This is a genomic window from Microbacterium sp. Root180 (genome assembly GCF_001428485.1).
Lineage (GTDB): Bacteria > Actinomycetota > Actinomycetes > Actinomycetales > Microbacteriaceae > Microbacterium.
Genome location: NZ_LMHS01000003.1, coordinates 625114 through 640191 on the forward strand (window position 1 = coordinate 625114; position 15078 = coordinate 640191).

Genomic DNA, 15078 nt, shown 5'->3' on the forward strand with positions numbered 1-15078 from the left:
CCTAGCCGCGGCATCCGACAGCTCCGGCTCGCGCTCCCTCGCCCTCCCTCGGCGCGCCGCGGGACCACGCCTGCCAGACTGGGGACATGAGCCTCCCCTTCGAGAGCGCCTACCGGCACGGGTTCGCCCGCATCGCGGCCTGCACGATCCCGGTCGCGATCGCCGATCCCGCCGCGAACGCGGATGCCGTGCTCGCGACGGTGCGCGAGTGCGATGCGGACTCGGTGGCGGTCGCACTCTTCCCCGAGCTGTGCCTCACCGGGTACTCCATCGAGGACCTCGTGATGCAGGATGCCGTGCTCGACGCCGTCGAAGCCGCGATCGAGCGCCTTGTCGAGGCATCCGTCGAGCTCTTTCCCGTGATCGTGGTCGGCGCACCGCTGCGCCACCGCAGCCGCCTCTACAACTGCGCCGTCGTGATCCACCGCGGGGAACTGCTCGGCGTCGCTCCGAAGTCGTACCTGCCGACCTACCGCGAGTTCTACGAGCGGCGCTGGTACGCGCCCGGCGACGACCAGATCGGCGAGGACATCCGCATCGGATCGCTCGAGTCCCCCTTCGGTCCCGACCTGCTGTTCGAGGCGCTCGACGTTCCCGGACTCGTCGTGCACGCCGAGGTGTGCGAAGACGTGTGGGTGCCGATCCCGCCGTCCGCCGGCGCGGCCCTCGCCGGTGCCACGGTGCTGCTCAACCTCAGCGGCAGCCCGATCACGATCGCCCGCGCCGAGGACCGCAAGGACCTCTGTCAGTCGCAGTCGCTGCGCTGCCTCGCCGCGTATGCATATGCCGCCGCCGGCATGGGCGAGTCGACCAACGATCTGTCGTGGGATGGACAGACCATGATCTACGAGGGCGGCGCGCTGCTCGCCGAGACCGAGCGGTTCCCCGACGGCCCGCGCCGGTCGGTGGCCGACGTCGACCTCGACCGACTTCGCCAGGATCGCCTCCGACAGGGCACGTTCGACGACAACCGCCGCACCTACGACCCGCGGTTCCGGGTCGTGCACTTCGAGCTCGACCCGCCCGCGGCCGACATCGGTCTCCGGCGCACCCTCGACCGCTTCCCGTTCGTGCCCGACGACCCCGCGCGACTCGCACAGGACTGCTACGAGGCGTTCAACATCCAGGTGTCGGGGCTGGTCCAGCGCATGGAGGCGATCGGCCGGCCGAAACCCGTCATCGGGGTCAGCGGCGGACTGGACTCGACGCACGCGCTCCTGGTCATCGCCCGGGCGATGGACCGTATGGGCCGGCCGCGGTCCGACATTCTGGCGTACACGATGCCCGGATACGCCACGAGCGACCACACGAAGTCGAATGCGATCGCTCTGGCCGAATCGGTCGGCGCGTCGATCGAGACGATCGACATCCGCCCCGCGGCGGGTGAGATCTTCGAGGGCATCGGGCACGCGTTCGCCGACGGCGAGCCGGTGCACGACGTGACGTTCGAGAACGTGCAGGCCGGCATCCGCACCGACTTCCTGTTCCGCCTGGCGAACCAGCACGGCGGCATGGTCATCGGCACGTCCGACCTGTCCGAGCTCGCGCTGGGCTGGGCGACCTATGGCGTCGGAGACCAGATGAGCCACTACGCGGTCAACGCGGGCGTGCCGAAGACGCTCATCCAGCACGTGATCCGGTGGGTCGTCGCCAATCGCGAGGGTGTCGACGATGCCGAGGCCGCCGTGCTCCAGTCGGTGCTCGACACCGAGATCAGCCCCGAGCTGGTCCCGGCGGGTCAGGACGGCAGGATGCAGTCGACGGAGGACCGCATCGGCCCGTACGCGCTGCACGACTTCGCGCTGCACCACATCCTGAGGTACGGCTTCCGGCCTTCGAAGATCGCCTTCCTCGCGGCGAAGGCGTGGGGGGACAAGGATGCCGGCGCCTGGCCGCCCGGATTCCCCGACGACGATCGCTACGCCTACGACCTGCCGACCGTCGCGAAGTGGCTGCAGGTGTTCCTGCGGCGCTACTTCGCCTTTGCGCAGTTCAAGCGCTCCGCGATCCCCAACGGCCCGAAGGTGTCGCCGACCGGTTCGCTCTCACCGCGCGGAGATTGGCGGGCACCTTCAGACGGCAACGCCAACGCGTGGATCGCGGAGCTCAAGGCCGCCCTGCCCGAGCTCGTCGAGGAGTGAGCGAGCCGGATGCCGCGCCACGAGGCCTCCGTGGGGCCGAGCGTCAGACCGGCGCCGCACCGTAGGCGAGTGTGATCACCCAGCTGTCGCGCGACAGATCGGCGAGCTGGTAGTAGACCCGGCGGTCGGGGATCCAGCCCTTCGTCAGCGGGCTGTCCAGTCGCACGTGCTCCGCAGCCACCCGCGCGCCGCGCCCGTCCGCGTCGCGAACGGCCTGCACCCGGGTCCAGTGCGCGACGAGCTTGCCGAGGTCGGTCTCCTCGAGCATGTGGGAGTGCCGCTTCATCTGGTGCAGGGTCGGCTCGTCAGGGTGGGCGTCGCGCAGATCGAGTCCGAGCGGAATCGCGGGATCGGCCACGGCGACCACGGTCGCCGCACGGAAGTTGGCGTTGCGGATGCCCAGCGGCACCTCTTCACCCTCGACCTCGGCGATGAGCTGCGTGTGGAAGCCGAACTGCCCCGGCGCCTCGCGCTCGATGCGGACCGCCTTCTCCTCGACCCCGAGCTGGGCCGCGACGATCTCGCGGGCGAGCGCGCGCTTGCGATCGTGCTCCGGCATCTTCGGGTCCCAGCCGAGCCGGGCGGTGATGCCCGAGGGGGTGTCGAGCAGAACGGATTGCATGGTGCGCCTCTTCCCGCGGTGGCCCGCATCCTCATCCTGTCCCCCAGGACGAGACGTGCACAACTCCGGAAGAATCGGATGCCGCGGCCGTGCGTCCCGCCGATTTCGAGGGCTCGACTGCGCGACCGCTCCCGTTCTGCCGGAGTTGTGCACGTTGCGGAAGGCCGCCACGCGCGGCCCGGGCGTACCCACAGCGCGTCCCCCGCGCAACCCGTGGCCGCGGCGACGACGGCGATGACAGGATGAGCGCGTGGACGGCTTCGCAGCGGTCGACTTCGAGTTCGCGCGGCAGGTGCTGCAGCGCGGCATCGCCCTGCTGTACGTGGTGGCGTTCGCCTCGACGCTGAACCAGTTCCGCCCGCTCCTCGGCGAGCACGGCCTGCTGCCCGCGACCGAGCTGCTCGAGTGGGTGCGCACGTCCCCGCGCGGACGCCGGATGCTCCGCCCGACCCTCTTCCGCTTCACGCGGTACACCGATCGCCGGCTCGCCGCGCTGTGCTGGGCGGCCATGCTGCTCGCGGCGGTACTGGTGTGCGGCATCCCGCAGCTCGTGTCGCCCTGGCTGACGATGGCGTGCTTTCTCGCGCTGTGGCTCGGCTACATGTCGATCGTGAGCATCGGCCAGACGTTCTACGGGTTCGGATGGGAGATGCTGCTGCTCGAGGCCGGCTTCCTGGCCGCGTTCCTGGGCTCGGACGCCGAGCCGCCCGCGACGGTCGTGGTCGTGCTCTTCTGGTGGCTCGTGTTCCGGCTCGAGTTCGGAGCCGGGATGATCAAGATCCGCGGCGGCCGCGAATGGCGCGACCTCACGGCGCTCACGTTCCATCACGAGACGCAGCCGATGCCCGGTCCGCTCAGCAGGCAGGCGCATCTGCTCCCGCGCTGGTTCCACCAGGGGGAGGTGCTCGGCAACCACTTCGCCCAACTCGTCGCGCCCTGGTTCCTGTTCGCGCCCCTGCTCGGACTGTTCGTGCCGGGACCGTGGCCGGCGGTCGTGGGCGCCGCGGCCGCCGCCGTGGTGATCGCGACGCAGCTGTGGCTCATCGTGACGGGCAACTTCGCGTGGCTGAACTGGGCCACGGTGGTCCTCGCGTTCTCGGCGATCGGACTGCCCGGGATCGGGTCGCCGTCGCGCGCCCCGGCGAACGATCCGCCCTGGCTCGTGGACGGGATGCCGCTGCCCTGGCTTCTCGCGACGTGCGCGGTCGGTGTTCTCCTCCTCGTGCTGAGCTGGGCTCCCCTGCAGAACCTGTTCGCCCACCGACAGCTCATGAACGCGAGCTTCAACCGCTGGCAGCTCGCGAATGCGTACGGCGCCTTCGGCACGGTGACGAGAGAGCGCATCGAGATCGTCGTCGAGGGCACGATGGACGAGGATCCGGATGCCGCATCCTGGCGTGAGTACGGCTTCCGGGGGAAGCCGGGCGAGGTGCGCCGCATCCCGCGCCAGTTCGCCCCGTATCACCTGCGCCTCGACTGGCTGATGTGGTTCCTGCCGCTCGGGCGATCGCTCGACGACTGGTTCACGGTGTTCCTGGTCCGGCTTCTGCAAGCGGATGCCGCGACCCTGCGCCTTCTCGCGCGAGATCCGTTCGGCGGCGAGCGGCCGCGGTGGGTCCGCGCCGTCGCCTACCGCTACCGCTTCACCACGCGCGCCGAGTTCCGTCGCTCACGCGACCGATGGCTGCGCGAACGGCGAGGCCTCGTCCTCGGCCCGCTGTCGCTGCGCTGACTGCCACCCGCGGGCGCGTGGGGCCTGCGTTCAGGCGGAGACGGGGAGAATGGACGAGTGAAGCTCCTCGTCGCGGCCCTCGAGGCCGAACTCGTCGCGTTCCCGACCGACCTCCCCGGTTTCGACCGGCTCGTCACCGGCCCGGGCAAGCTGCAGGCCACCTACGCGCTCACCCGCGCGCTGGACGCCGGCGACTACGACGAGGTCGTCGTCGTGGGGACCGCGGGGGCGATCGATGCCCGGCTCGATGCCGACGTGTACGACGTCGATGCGGCCATCCAGCACGACGTGACCGACATCGACGGCATCGTCGGCCAGCACGTATCTCTGCCGACCCGCGTCGAGCTGGGTCGCGAGGGCGTCACGATCGCCACGGGCGACCACTTCGTCGACGACGCCGAGGCCGTCTCGGTCATCCGCCCGCTGGGCGCCGGGCTCGTCGACATGGAGACGTACGCCTACGTGTGGGTCGCCGAGCAGTTCGGCGTGCCGATCCGCGTGCTCAAGGCCGTGTCGGACCGCGCCCAGGACAACGCCATCACCGACTGGCGTGCGACGGTCACCGCCTGCAGCCACCAGCTGCGCGATCGCATCCGCGCCGACTACGGCGTTTAGCGGGTCATTCGGCGCGGGAGCGTGAGAACAGTGCTCGCAGCGCGAAGAACACGATCGCGGCGACGATGGCCACGACCACGAGCTTGCCGATGAACCAGAGCAGCGAGAACAGCACGTCGACGAGCACCCACGCGATGATGATCGCGACGACGACTCCGACGATGGTCCACACGGTGGTCTTGTTCACGTCTCCAGCCTAGATAGTCTGGTGGGCCGTGGGGGTGCGACCTGGCTTCCGCGCGTCCGCACACATTCGCAGCAAGGATTTCCATGACCAACCCTACGGAGCCCACTCCCCCGCAGCCGGGCGACGACGCGACGGCGACGGCTGCCACAGCCCCCGAGTCCGTCGAGCCCGCCGCTCCGGAGCCGGCAGCGCCCGACGCTCCCGCCGCACCGGTCGCACCGCAGCCGGCCGACGTGCAGCCGACCGAGGCATACCCGCCCGCCGATGCCCAGCCGACCGAGGTCTACCCGCCCGCCGATGCCCAGCCGACCGAGGTCTACCCGCCCGCGGGTCAGCCCGTGTACGGCGATCCCGCTGCACCGTCGGCGTACGGCCAGCCCGCCTACGGCGCCCCCGCGGCCGGAGGCCCCGCCTATGGCGCACCCGTGGCCGGACCGGCCGCCGTGTCGGCCGCCGATCGCCCGCGCGGGCTCGCGTGGGCCTCGCTCGGTCTCGCGATCGGAGGTCTCGTCCTCGTCGGCGCCGCCTTCATCCCCCTCGCCTGGGTGTCACTCGTCCTCGCCCTCGTCGGCGGTCTCCTGCTGCTCGTCGCTCTGGTGCTCGGCATCGTGGCGCTCGCGAGCAAGAAGCAGGGTGGCAAGGGGCTCGGCATCGCCGCGATCGCCGTCTCGGTGCTGGGCGGGCTCCTCTGGATCTTCGCGCTCACCGCGGCGTTCCTCTGGATCGGTCTCGCTGTCGCCGGCTCGTCGAGCGGGAGCTCGGACCCCGAGATCTCGGTGAGCGAGGAGGCGACTCCCGGCGACGAGGAGTCCACCGAGGAAGAGGTGCCGGCCGGCGTCTACGACGAGGAGGCCTACCTCGCCGAGGTCCGCCCGGAGATCACCGCGATCCTCCAGGAGATCGACCCGAACTTCACCGAGGATCTGATCGGTCAGATCTACTCCGATGACATGCTCGTCTCCACCGGCCAGGCACTGCTGGCCGCCGGCGACTCCGCGCGCGACGCGTTCGTCACCTCGACGGTGGAGAGCAGCGACGGGATGTTCACCGAGGAGCAGGCCATCGCCTTCTACGACTCGGTGCTCGACGCGGCCGAGCTGTACCTCGTCGAGGAGTAAACCGACGCAGACCGAGAGGGGCGACGACTCACCGAGTCGTCGCCCCTCTCGCCTACGGTCAGCGGGTCACGAGGTCCACTGCGTCTTCGCCCACGTGACCGCGGCGAGATTCGCCTGCCCCGACAGCGACGGGTGGAAGTAGTCGCGTGTCGAGATGTCGGCCTTGGTGAAGGCGTAGCCCGCGACGGCACCGCCGTCCCAGCGGCAGGTGGCAGCGTAGCCCGCGCACACCTCGGCGAGCGCCTGGTTGTACTCGTTCACCCGCTGCTGCACGGCCGCACGGCGCTGCACATCGGCCGCCTTGGTGCTGGTGGGGCTCGCGAGCATCGACTGGCAGATGCCGAGCAGTCCCCACGCGAACCGCGCGCTGAGGCTCGACTTGCTGAGGTCGTACATCCGCTGCAGGTTCGGGATGCTGGCCAGGAAGATCTGCGGAGCGCTCGGGCTGGCCGACAGCGTGGCCATCGCCGCTTGCACGTTGGCCTTGAAGGTCGCCGTGGGCGTCATCGCACCGACCGTCCTGGTGCAGGCGTCGTTCGCTCCGATCTCGATCGTCACGTACTGCGCGCCCTGGGCCACCGCCTTCTGCGCCTGCCCGTTCAGAGCGCTCGATGCGGCGCCCGCGACGGCATTGTTGAAGCCGGCCAGGTTGTCGGGCGCGGCGGTCGCCCGCAGCCGCAGAAGGTGCGAGTTCACCGATGTCGTCGTCCCGGTCGACCAACTGTTGGCCGGGCAGCTCGTCAGGGAGCTGCAGGTCATCGACGCCTGGGTGATGGAGTCGCCCAGCGCGGCCATGACCCGCACGTTGTCGGGTGGGAGGGGGGCTGCGTGAGCGGCCGATGTGGAGAACAGCGTCCCCGAGACGATGATGGCCGCGGCCGCGAGGGACGCGAGGGCGCGGCGCGCCCCGGCTGAGATGCGCATGAGTGAACTCCATTACGACGTCGTGGACGGAGTGGGCGCGGTGCGTAACCGCGGCCGGACGCACCGGCGGGGGGCACGATCAGTCCCCAGACCGATCTGGCGCGACCATACACCCGTGTATCGAACGGGGCAATGGCGGTTCAGAAGACGGCGAGCTCGTCCTGCGAGATGGTGCTGGGACCGTGTGGCGCGGCGACGACGGCGAGCTGCGCGGGGATCTGCTCCTTCATCGCCGCCACGTGGCTGATGAGGCCGACGGTGCGACCGCCCTGGCGGAGCTCATCGAGCGTGCGCATCGCGAGTTCGAGCGTGTCGTCGTCGAGCGAGCCGAAGCCCTCATCGATGAACAGCGTGTCGAGGCGGACCCCGCCCGCGCGTGCGGTGACGACCTCGGCGAGGCCGAGCGCGAGGGCGAGGGACGCCAGGAACGTCTCGCCGCCGGAGAGCGACTGCGCGGGTCGGGACACGCCGGTGTGGGCGTCCATGATCTCCAGGCCGAGACCGGACGCGGCGCCGCGGGCTGCGAGGGCATCGCTGTGCTGCAGGCGATAGCGACCGGATGACATGTCGGACAGCCGCAGATTCGCGGCCTCGACGATCTCTTCGAGCTCGGCCGCGAGCACGAAGGACTCGAGAGTCATGCGATGGGTGTTCGGGGCGCGCCCGTTGAGGGTGTTGGCGAGCCGGGAGACGACGGCGTGGTCGTCGGCGAGCCCGGCGATGCGGTCATGGGCGGCCGTCGCGCGCGTGACGAGGTCGGCGAGCCGTTCCGAGGTCTGCGCGGAATGGGCCGCGCGGTCGACGGCCGAACTCCACCGCTCGCGCGCGGTCGCGAGGGCATCGGCGGTAGCCGTGATGTCGACGGCCTCTTCGGGTTCACCGGCGAGGTCGAGTTCGAGTTCGCGCAACCGCTCGCGCTCGGTGCGCAGCGCGACCTCGTGCTCGCGAACCCGATCGTCGAGAGCCGACCGCTCGGCGGCGGTGCGCAGCGCGGAGGTGGCCGAGTCGGCATCACGGAACACGGATGCCTCGACCCGGCCCTCGAGCTCTCCCCGGGCACGACGGGCCGCGACCCGCGCGGCATCTGCGGTGCCGAGCGCCGAGACGAGCGACACCGCCAGGCCGCGCGTCGTGCGCGCCCGCGCCATCCGCTCCGCGACCGAGGCGAAGTCTGCGCGCGCATCGTCCACGATCTTCCGGATCGACTCGTTCTCGCTCGCCAGCGCGGCCATCCGCTCACGTACGAGCGAGAGCTCGGCGGACAGGGCCTCGCGCTCGGCGCGCGCGTCGGACTCGGCAGCGCCGAGCGCGACGCGTTCGGCGGCCAGCCGGTCGCGCTCGACGACGGCCGCTTCGGCGGCGATCACGTCGGCCTCGACACGGACGAGAGCCGCGCGCAGCGCGTCGGTTCCGTCACCGCCGGCGCGGGCGGTCGCCACGGCCAGTGCGTCGCGTGCGACGCGCGCACCATCGGCGGCGGCAGCCTCCGCGAGCGCCGCGGCGTCGCGCTCCCCCTCGGCCGCGACGATCTCGTCGTCGGATACAGGGCGGTCGGATGCCGGAGCCGGAGCGGGGTGCGCGGTCGCACCGCACACGACGCACGGCTCGCCGTCCACCAGTCCGCCGGCCAGCTCGGCCGCATGGCCGGCGAGCCTCCGCCGCAGGAGAGACGTGACGAGGCCGCGAGCGGTGTCGTGCCGACCGCTCGCGGCGAGGTAGGCGGCTTCGGCCTCTCGCGCCGCGCCGCTCAACCGCTCGGCCTCGCGTGCGGCATCGAGGCGTGCGGCGAGGTCCGCGCGCTGCAGCGCGACGGCATCGAGCGCGGCCGCGGCCGCGTGGGCGGCGGGAAGCGCGGCGTCGATCTCGGCGATCCGGGCGGGGAAGGCGGCTCGAGCCCGATCGAGCGCCTCCTGCGCGCGCTCGAACTCGACCGCCGTCGCACGGGCTTCGGCGAGCCGCGCGTTCGTGCCCTCGAGCTCACGCTCGGCGGCTTCGGCCGCCGCCCATACGGCGAGATCGCCGGTGAGCCCGTCGATCAGGGCGACGAGTTCGTCGACCGTTTCGGCGTGGGCCGCGTCATCCGTCGCTCGCCACTCGGACCGGAGTCGGGCCGCGCTCTCGGCGGCCGTCGTTGCGGCGGCGTCGGCGTCCGCCGCGGCTTCGAGGTACGGGCGCAGGCCCTCGGCGGCGAGGGCGTGGGCGAGCGCGAGGCGGTCCGCCTCCACGCTCGGCTCGGCCTCTTCCAGCCGTGCGAGCGCCTCGCGCGACCGCGTGCGCCGCTCCTGCTTGTCGCGCAGTGACTTCGCAGCGGAGTGCGCCGTCTCGGCGAGGCGGTGCGCCGCATCCGCCCCATCACGTTCGCGCATGAGCGTGTCGGCGCGGTAGACGGCGCGCTGCACGCCGACCCCGGCGGCCTCGAGCCGCGTGACGAGGCTCGCGTGCGTCTCGTCGGCACCGGCGAGGTCGTCCATGACGAGCAGGCGCTCGACCTCGCCGACGAGGAGCTCGACGCCGTCACCAGCGGAGGCCAGGGCGTGCTCGGACTCTTTGCGTCGCTGCTCGAGCGCGGCCTGGTAGCCCTCGTAGGTGCGTGTGCCGAAGAGCCGTCGCAGCAGGCGCTGGCGCTCGTCGTTCTTCGCGAGCAGGAACTCCGCGAACCGGTTCTGGGCGAGCAGGATCACCTGCAGGAACTGCTGCTGGCTGAGCCCCAGGATCTCGTCGAGCTCGCGCGCGACGTCGACCGGGCGGGCGGCGCGGCCGATCCATTCGCCGCCGACGAGCTCGTCGAGCTGCGCGCGGTGCGGCTCGGTCGTCATTCCCGAGCCGCGCTGCTTCGGCCTCTCGTACTCCGGTGAGCGGGTGACGCGCCACCGGCGGCCGGCGGCGGTGAACTCCACCATCACCCGGGTCGGGTCGTCGGGTGCGCAGTGATCGCTGCGCAGGCGACGCTCGGATCCGTCGTAGCGGGGCACTCCGCCGTAGAGCGCGAAAGTGACGCCGTCGAGCACGCTCGACTTGCCCGCGCCGGTGCGCCCGGCGATCAGGAAGATGCCGTCACCGGCGAACGCGTCGAAGTCGACGGTCTGCGCCTCGCGGAACGGCCCGAACCCGGCGAGTTCGAGTCGATGGAGCCTCACGCGCTCGCCTCGATCAGCGTGCGCTCGTCGATCATGTCGCGGACGACCTCGGCTTCGCGGGCCGAGGCTCCCTCACCCTCACGGACGTGCACGAGGAACGCGTCGACGAGCTCGGCGTCGGAGCGCGCCTGCCGCACGCGGCGCGAGTAGCTCAGTCCGTCGTCTTCGCGCACACCCTCGGGCAGGTGGACGACCGTCGCGCAGAACGGGAAGCGGGTCTGCAGTCGGCGCATCGGATCGGGCTGCGGCGTCGCATCGGTGTACTGCGCGCAGACCCACGCGGCCTCGGCGTCGTCGAAGGAGCTGTCGGACAGCAGCTCGTCGAGCGTGCCGCGGAGCGTGCGGAGTCGTCGCGGGACGGGGAGGTCGAGCCACTCGGCGGAGGCGAAGCCGTCGGCGTCGAGCTCGAGCAGCCAGGACCCGCGCGGCTTGTCGCCCTCGCCGAAGCTGTAGTGCAGCGGAGCGCCGGCGTATCGCACGGTCTCGGAGAGCTGCTGGCGGCCGTGGATGTGGCCCAGCGCGACGTAGTCGGGGCCGTCGAAGGCGGCGAGCGGCACGACGTCGAGGCTGCCCTGGCGAATCTCGCGCTCGACGCCGGGCGTCGCGTCCACCCCCGCGGCGAAGCAGTGCGCGATCGCGACCGACCGCCCTCCGCGTGCGACTGCATCGGCGCGCACGAGACCCATCGCGTGCTCGATCGCCGAGCGCTGCGAGCGCAGCTCGGCCTCGGGCCACAGGTGGCGCACCAGCGCCGGCTCGAGGAAGGGGATCCCGTAGAAGTGCACGGGCCCCGCGTCGTCGGCCACGGTGATCGGCGTGCCGACGGACAGGGGATCGGTCACCACGTGGATGCCGTCGCGCAGCAGCGCGGACTGGAACCCGAGCCGGGCGGCGGAGTCGTGGTTGCCGCTCGTGACGAGCACGGTCGCACCGGTGTCGGACAGGCCCCGCAGGGTGTCGGTCAGCAGTCCGTAGCATGCGGCAGCCGGCGCGGCGGAGTCGAACACGTCGCCGGCGACGATCACGACGTCGACCTCGCGTTCGCGCACCTGCGCCACGAGGGCATCGAGTACGCCGCGGAGCGCATCGAGCGTGGCGTGGCCGTGGAACGACCGCCCGATGTGCCAGTCCGAGGTATGCAGGATCCGCATGATCTCACCGTACGTTCGCGCTCCGACATCGCGTTCGAGGCTGGCCGGGCGGGGGCCGACGGGAGCGCCCGCGCGGCGGGCGTATCCTGCCGACATGGCCTTGCCCGAGGTGTGCGTGGTGTACCTCCTACGCACGAGTGCGGAAGGTCTCGAGGTGCTCCTCGGCGACAAGCGCACCGGACTCGGCCGGGGGAAGGTCGTCGGCATCGGCGGCAAGCTCGACCCCGGCGAGAGCGCTCGCGACGCGGCTGTGCGAGAAGTGCTCGAGGAGGTCGGCGTCGCGGTAGCAGCATCCGATCTGCTCGATGCGGGTGCGATCGACTACCACTTCCCCACGAAGCCCGAGTGGTCGCAGCGATCGACCGTCTTCGTCGCACGGCGCTGGAGCGGCGACCCGGTCGAGACCGCCGAGATCACCCCGCGCTGGTACCCGCTCTCCGAGGTGCCCTACGCGCAGATGTGGGACGACGCCGTGCGCTGGCTGCCCGCCGTGCTCCGCGGCGGCAGGGTCGACGCGCGCTACACGTTCGGCCCCGACCTGTCGACGGTGGTCCTCGAGGCCAGCTGAACGGATGCCGCGCCGCCGTCGCCTACGCTTCCCCTGTGGCCCCTGCACGCCGATTCACGTTCGCCGGAGCGACGCTGGTCGTCGAGCGCCGCGGGTCCGGGGAGCCGATCTACGTGCTGATCCACGGCATCGGCATGGGCCGCACCGTGTTCGGCGACCTCGTCGAGCACCTCGGCGGGACGGGCGAAGTCGTCTCGGTCGATCTCCCGGGATACGGGGAGGCGCCCGAGCCCGAGCGGGTGCTCACGATGGAGCGCACCGCCGACCTCGTGGGGGCCTACCTCGCGGCGAACGTGCGCGAGCCCGCCGTCGTCATCGGCCACTCGATGGGTGCGCAGGTGGCGCTCGAGATCGCGGCGCGGCATCCGGCATCCGTCTCGAAGCTGGTCCTGGTCGGACCCACGGTCGACCCGTCCGCGCGCACTGGTCCGCGGCAGCTCGGCCGGCTGCTGCACGACCTCGCGGTCGAGAGTCCGAAGGTGATCGTGCTCGGCGCGCGGGAGTATCTCCGCGCCGGGCCGAATCTCGCGAGGAAGTTCCGCGCGATGCTCGCGCACCGCCCCGAAGACGTGCTGCCGAGGGTGAGCGCCCCCACCCTCGTGCTGCGCGGCGAGAACGATGTCGTCGCTCCGCGCGAGTGGTGCGCGCACATGGCCGCCGCCCTCCCCGACGGCCGGCTGGCCGAGGTTCCCGGCCACGGTCACGAGACGATGATCCGGGATGCCGCTCCCGCCGCCGCGCTCATCCGGAAGTTCGTCGGAGACAACTGATAACTGCCTCTCTCGCGAGCATTCCTGCCACCTCCAGCGGAAGCGGCAATGTCCGACCCCCGGCGTACGTTCGAGTCATCGGAACCCACGGAGGAAACCATGCTCTCGCTCGTCACCGCCGCCGAACAGCAGTACCGCCACGACACCTGGGCCCGCGATCGCGAACTCGCGCTCCTCGCGTCGATCCGCGAACGCCGCGCCGCTGAGAAGGCCGTCGCGCCTCGCCAGACGCGCCCCAGGCGCGCCGCCTGGGCCCGCCCCATCGGGGTCCGCCTCGCCCCCGCCGAGGTCTGCACGACCACCTGCGCGGTCGCCTGACGCGTCGCGCCGCCCGCCCGTTCCGGGGGCGGGCGGCGCGAATGCGGTCAGGCGGGATCAGGGCTGGTCGGGCGCTGCCGCGTCGCCGGTCGAGATCTGCTGTGCGAGTTCGCGCACCTCCGCCTCCGGCAGGGAGACCCCCGACTGCTCGAGCCTCTGCGCGAGGACGTGAGCGATGCTCTCCACGGACTCGGTACCGACGTCCTGCCGCGTCTGCGCGACGATCCCTGACACCTTCTCCACCGCGGATGCGTCGTTCTGCGACATCGCGGGCAGGCGCTGCTCCTGCTCGGTCCCGAGGGCGCCGGGCTGGCGCTGGGCCTGACCTGCCGTGAGCGTCTCGCGTCCCTGGTCCTGGCCGAAGTGGTCCGTGCCGTCGCCGGAGTCCCCGTCACCGGAGCCGAGATCGCCGGAATCGACATCGCCGGAATCGACGACGCCGATGCCCACCGCCTGGTGGCTCGCCGGGTCACGCACCGGTACATCGCCGGCGGGAGCCTCGGTGGCCTGCGGCTCGTCGGGTCCCGTGGCCGCGACGTCAGGCGCCTGCGGGTCCGGCGGGGCTGTCTCGTTCTCGTTCTTCTCGTGCGTCGTCATCACGGCTCCTCACCTCGGTCGGCGTCGGCTGCGAGATCCGGGTCGGCGCCCTGTCGTGCACTCTCGCCCTCGACGGGATCGTCGGGGCGCAGCGCGGCATCCGACAGCAGGTGATCGGAATCGAGGGACTCGGCGTTGCGCGCCTCCGCCTCCTCGTCGCCGACTTCGTCCCAGCCGCCGGGGGGATCGGCGTCGATGACGCCGTCGGGCAGATCGCGGTCCATGAATCGGTCCTCTCGTCGGACTCCAGCCTGACGCCGGATCCCGACGCGCGAGAGGGGCTTGACAGCACGGCGGTCCCGAGTGAGGGCACCGACCTCGGCGGCGACCGCCGGATCAGCCGCGCGCGGGGGGAGCGCCGGCGGCTGCGGCCTGCGCGGCCCGGTCGCGGGCGACCGCGTCGCCGACCATCTGACCGCCGCTGCGCAGCATGGCGCGCCGCCACGGGAGCATCCCCTCGATCTCGATCTGGATCGACATCGACAGCAAGGTGCGGATGAGCACGATGATGCCGAGGATCAGGGCGTCCTCGAGCGACGGCTTCGAGGTGATGGTGCGGATGAGATCGGCTGCGACCAGTACCTCGAGCCCGAGCAGGATCGCGGCGCCGAGAGTCGTGCGCAGGATCGTGAATGCGGCGGCGCCGCCCTCGTGCCGGGCCAGCGAGCGGACACCGAGGATGACCGCGATGGCGAATCCGATGATCATGGCGACCGCGCCGACGGCTTCGAAGCCGATCGCGACGGCGAGGAAGACCTCTTCGATGTGCACGCGGCCAGCATAGGGCGCGACGGCCCTGCGCGATGCGACCGCTAGGCGGAGCGGCGGTCGGCCAGGATGGCGCCGCGTCCCGGGTTGGCGGCGAACCAGTCGGCCACGTACCAGCAGACGGGGCTCACCCGGCGACCCCCCGCGTGCTCCAGCTCGGCGACCGCGCGCTCCACGAGCTCGCCGGCATAGCCGTGGCCGCGGAACGACGGGACGGTGTAGGCGCGGGTCATCGCCACCGTGCGCCCGTCGTCGCGGTAGTCCAGCACGCTGACGAGGTCGTCGCCCCGGTGGAGGGTGTAGCGCGAGGCATCCGGTTCGTGCATGAAGCGCATCTCGGTCACCCGCACAGCGTAAGCCTGGCCGGGGACGCGCGGACGCGCGCACCCGGGATGTCGCGGCCTTCGCACAGCGACATCCCGGCGCACGC

General features: G+C 71.7%; 16 protein-coding genes. 7 read left to right on the top strand and 9 right to left on the bottom strand.

Annotation, left to right across the window (positions count from 1 at the left end; genetic code table 11):
- Positions 1 to 86 precede the first annotated feature (86 nt).
- A complete protein-coding gene (locus tag ASD93_RS10405; RefSeq protein WP_056121984.1) occupies positions 87 to 2141 on the top strand; it encodes an NAD(+) synthase in 2055 nt (684 codons plus the stop codon).
- Positions 2142 to 2184: 43 nt separating this feature from the next.
- On the opposite strand, the gene ASD93_RS10410 is transcribed toward ASD93_RS10405, so the two are convergent.
- Positions 2185 to 2763 carry a hypothetical protein gene (locus tag ASD93_RS10410; protein ID WP_056121986.1) on the bottom strand — a complete coding sequence of 193 codons (579 nt, stop codon included), beginning with the start codon at positions 2761 to 2763 and terminating at the stop codon, positions 2185 to 2187.
- 250 nt (positions 2764 to 3013) lie between these two features.
- Between ASD93_RS10410 and ASD93_RS10415 the strand changes: the two genes are divergently transcribed.
- Positions 3014 to 4495, top strand: a complete 1482-nt coding sequence (locus tag ASD93_RS10415; protein WP_056121988.1) for a lipase maturation factor family protein — start codon at positions 3014 to 3016, stop codon at positions 4493 to 4495.
- A 57-nt stretch (positions 4496 to 4552) separates the two neighbouring features.
- Positions 4553 to 5110, top strand: coding sequence for a nucleoside phosphorylase (locus ASD93_RS10420; RefSeq protein WP_056121990.1), 558 nt, complete (start codon positions 4553 to 4555; stop codon positions 5108 to 5110).
- Positions 5111 to 5114: 4 nt separating this feature from the next.
- Here the strand turns inward: ASD93_RS10420 and ASD93_RS10425 are convergent, their stop codons facing one another.
- A complete protein-coding gene (locus tag ASD93_RS10425; RefSeq protein ID WP_056121992.1) occupies positions 5115 to 5297 on the bottom strand; it encodes a hypothetical protein in 183 nt (60 codons plus the stop codon).
- Between the two features lie 83 nt (positions 5298 to 5380).
- Here ASD93_RS10425 and ASD93_RS10430 point away from each other — a divergent pair, with 83 nt between their 5' ends.
- Positions 5381 to 6415 carry a hypothetical protein gene (locus ASD93_RS10430; RefSeq protein ID WP_056121994.1) on the top strand — a complete coding sequence of 345 codons (1035 nt, stop codon included), beginning with the start codon at positions 5381 to 5383 and terminating at the stop codon, positions 6413 to 6415.
- 66 nt (positions 6416 to 6481) lie between these two features.
- Here the strand turns inward: ASD93_RS10430 and ASD93_RS10435 are convergent, their stop codons facing one another.
- The 3 genes from ASD93_RS10435 to ASD93_RS10445 all read right to left on the bottom strand — a co-directional run bounded on the left by ASD93_RS10435 (position 6482) and on the right by ASD93_RS10445 (position 11627).
- Complete coding sequence (locus ASD93_RS10435; protein WP_056121996.1) at positions 6482 to 7339, bottom strand: GDSL-type esterase/lipase family protein; 858 nt, start codon at positions 7337 to 7339, stop codon at positions 6482 to 6484.
- A gap of 140 nt (positions 7340 to 7479) precedes the next feature.
- Positions 7480 to 10476 (bottom strand): AAA family ATPase, encoded by a 2997-nt coding sequence (locus ASD93_RS10440; protein ID WP_056121998.1) that lies wholly within the window; start codon positions 10474 to 10476, stop codon positions 7480 to 7482.
- Positions 10473 to 11627: an exonuclease SbcCD subunit D gene (locus tag ASD93_RS10445; RefSeq protein WP_056124353.1), complete on the bottom strand. Its 1155-nt coding sequence runs from the start codon at positions 11625 to 11627 to the stop codon at positions 10473 to 10475. The genes ASD93_RS10440 and ASD93_RS10445 overlap by 4 nt, the downstream gene beginning before the upstream one ends.
- Positions 11628 to 11721: 94 nt before the next feature.
- Between ASD93_RS10445 and ASD93_RS10450 the strand changes: the two genes are divergently transcribed.
- The 3 genes from ASD93_RS10450 to ASD93_RS10460 all read left to right on the top strand — a co-directional run bounded on the left by ASD93_RS10450 (position 11722) and on the right by ASD93_RS10460 (position 13283).
- On the top strand, positions 11722 to 12195 hold the full coding sequence (locus ASD93_RS10450) for an 8-oxo-dGTP diphosphatase (protein ID WP_056122000.1): 474 nt from the start codon (positions 11722 to 11724) through the stop codon (positions 12193 to 12195).
- 35 nt (positions 12196 to 12230) lie between these two features.
- Positions 12231 to 12965, top strand: a complete 735-nt coding sequence (locus tag ASD93_RS10455) for an alpha/beta fold hydrolase (protein WP_056122001.1) — start codon at positions 12231 to 12233, stop codon at positions 12963 to 12965.
- A gap of 99 nt (positions 12966 to 13064) precedes the next feature.
- Positions 13065 to 13283: a hypothetical protein gene (locus ASD93_RS10460; RefSeq protein ID WP_056122003.1), complete on the top strand. Its 219-nt coding sequence runs from the start codon at positions 13065 to 13067 to the stop codon at positions 13281 to 13283.
- Between the two features lie 57 nt (positions 13284 to 13340).
- Here the strand turns inward: ASD93_RS10460 and ASD93_RS16170 are convergent, their stop codons facing one another.
- The 4 genes from ASD93_RS16170 to ASD93_RS10480 all read right to left on the bottom strand — a co-directional run bounded on the left by ASD93_RS16170 (position 13341) and on the right by ASD93_RS10480 (position 14983).
- Positions 13341 to 13880 carry a hypothetical protein gene (locus tag ASD93_RS16170; protein WP_056122005.1) on the bottom strand — a complete coding sequence of 180 codons (540 nt, stop codon included), beginning with the start codon at positions 13878 to 13880 and terminating at the stop codon, positions 13341 to 13343.
- On the bottom strand, positions 13880 to 14104 hold the full coding sequence (locus tag ASD93_RS10470) for a hypothetical protein (protein ID WP_056122006.1): 225 nt from the start codon (positions 14102 to 14104) through the stop codon (positions 13880 to 13882). The genes ASD93_RS16170 and ASD93_RS10470 overlap by 1 nt, the downstream gene beginning before the upstream one ends.
- Positions 14105 to 14216: 112 nt before the next feature.
- The gene (locus tag ASD93_RS10475; RefSeq protein WP_157536927.1) at positions 14217 to 14651 is read right to left on the bottom strand and encodes a DUF1622 domain-containing protein; all 435 of its coding nucleotides are present in this window, start codon (positions 14649 to 14651) and stop codon (positions 14217 to 14219) included.
- A gap of 41 nt (positions 14652 to 14692) precedes the next feature.
- Positions 14693 to 14983, bottom strand: a complete 291-nt coding sequence (locus ASD93_RS10480; RefSeq protein ID WP_056124359.1) for a GNAT family N-acetyltransferase — start codon at positions 14981 to 14983, stop codon at positions 14693 to 14695.
- Positions 14984 to 15078 lie beyond the last annotated feature (95 nt).

Coding starts and splice junctions, on each gene's coding strand:
- ASD93_RS10405 (WP_056121984.1), top strand. CDS start 87: ATGAGCCTCCCCTTCGAGAGCGCCTACCGGCACGGGTTCGCCCGCATC.
- ASD93_RS10410 (WP_056121986.1), bottom strand. CDS start 2,763: ATGCAATCCGTTCTGCTCGACACCCCCTCGGGCATCACCGCCCGGCTC.
- ASD93_RS10430 (WP_056121994.1), top strand. CDS start 5,381: ATGACCAACCCTACGGAGCCCACTCCCCCGCAGCCGGGCGACGACGCG.
- ASD93_RS10435 (WP_056121996.1), bottom strand. CDS start 7,339: ATGCGCATCTCAGCCGGGGCGCGCCGCGCCCTCGCGTCCCTCGCGGCC.
- ASD93_RS10445 (WP_056124353.1), bottom strand. CDS start 11,627: ATGCGGATCCTGCATACCTCGGACTGGCACATCGGGCGGTCGTTCCAC.
- ASD93_RS10450 (WP_056122000.1), top strand. CDS start 11,722: ATGGCCTTGCCCGAGGTGTGCGTGGTGTACCTCCTACGCACGAGTGCG.
- ASD93_RS10460 (WP_056122003.1), top strand. CDS start 13,065: ATGCTCTCGCTCGTCACCGCCGCCGAACAGCAGTACCGCCACGACACC.
- ASD93_RS16170 (WP_056122005.1), bottom strand. CDS start 13,880: ATGACGACGCACGAGAAGAACGAGAACGAGACAGCCCCGCCGGACCCG.
- ASD93_RS10470 (WP_056122006.1), bottom strand. CDS start 14,104: ATGGACCGCGATCTGCCCGACGGCGTCATCGACGCCGATCCCCCCGGC.
- ASD93_RS10480 (WP_056124359.1), bottom strand. CDS start 14,983: ATGCGCTTCATGCACGAACCGGATGCCTCGCGCTACACCCTCCACCGG.